At 43.4% G+C, this 1,582-nt stretch carries 1 protein-coding gene; it reads left to right on the forward strand.

Annotated elements, in window-relative coordinates; all coding sequences use genetic code 11:
• Positions 1 to 465: 465 nt before the first annotated feature.
• Positions 466 to 1,582 (forward strand): sugar ABC transporter substrate-binding protein (locus LG34_RS15510; RefSeq protein ID WP_181369400.1); only part of this gene is annotated, 1,117 nt, incomplete at its 3' end.

The following is a 1,582-nucleotide window of genomic DNA, read 5'->3' on the forward strand; positions in this document are numbered from 1 at the left end:
ATACATATGATGAGTTCCTGAAAACATATGCAGATACCATCTACAATCTTCCGGAATAATGGAAGTCAAAGATCAGAGATTAAAAAACTGAGCTAACGATTACTTTAGATTCTTCTCTAACGTGTTAAGACAACAAAAAGGATCGGCACATGCAGACCGCATGTGCCGGTCTTTTGTTGTTTTGACAGATTGTACATATTGCACATATGAAACAGGATGTGAGTACTGTTGCACAATGTAAACTGCTGTAAAAGACAATAATTGCGTTGCTGCAACGCAACGTTGTTGCATGAACGAAGGCGAAAACAGTGAAACACATGGTGCAAAATGCCGAAAAACGGGCGTTTGCGGCGAAACCAAAATTGGCACGGGATTTGCATAATATATAGGCATCAGGATATTTATGAACAACATGAATTAAAGGACAAGGAAAAATCATTAAAGAGAAAGAAAGGGAAAGTAAACATGAAGAAGAAGGCAATTAGTTTATTACTTGTTGGGGCAATGGTGGCAGCTATGGTTGCCGGATGTGGAAATGCATCATCCGATAACAACGGAGCAGCAGGCGGTGACAGCTCAGCAAAATCAGAGTCAAACAGCTCAGCAAAATCAGAGGGCAGCAGTGATGGATACACCATCGCAGCAAACATCTGGGGAACAGGTGCATATCCGCTTGACATCATCGTACATGCAGATGAGAAAGCAGCAGCAGTTGCAGGGGCAAAAGTGGATGTAGCAGATAACCAGTTTACGGCAGACAAGATCGTAACAGACTTACAGAGCCAGTTAGCATCCAAACCGGACGCAGTACTGATGTTCTCAGTAGTAGACGCAGTATTCGGTTCCGTACAGGAATTATGTGATGCACAGAAAGTACCATATGCATTGGATACAAACTTCCCGTCCGATCAGGAAGTATGGGACAGCATCAAAGCAGATCCGTTATTTATCGGCGGAATCGCAGCAAGCCCGTATGAGATGGGAAAAACACTTGCAGATCAGGCAATTGAGGCAGGAGATAAGACAGCAGTTGTTCTTGGAGCAGCAATCGGTGATTATTCCCATGATCAGCGTATCGCAGGTTTTACAGAAGAATTTGAGTCAAAAGGCGGAAAAGTATTACAGACCATGCACTGTTCTGATCCATCCGAGTCCACAACAAAAGCAAATGACCTTGTAATGGCAAACCCGGATGTAGACGCAGTATACTGCTCAGGCGGTGACTACTTATCAGCAGTTGCAGCAATCAAAGCAGGAGATTCTTCTTATAAGTTCGACCTTTACGGAACAGACGTAGCACCGGATCTGATCGATTACATCGAGCAGGGAGTTATCCAGGCAATGAACGGTGGTAACCACGTAAACGGAGCAATTTCCTTATGCTTATTAGTAAACTACTTAGATGGACATCAGATTCTGGATGCAGACGGAAAACCACCAGTACTTGATTATTTATCCACATACCTGATCACACCGGACAACGCAGCACACTTCAAAACATTATATGCAGATGAAAGCTGCTTCATCTCAGACGAGCAGTTCCAGTCTCTGTTATACAAATACAACCCGGATGTAACAGTAG

It is taken from the genome of Eubacterium ramulus (assembly GCF_003122485.1).
GTDB lineage: Bacteria > Bacillota > Clostridia > Lachnospirales > Lachnospiraceae > Eubacterium_I > Eubacterium_I ramulus_A.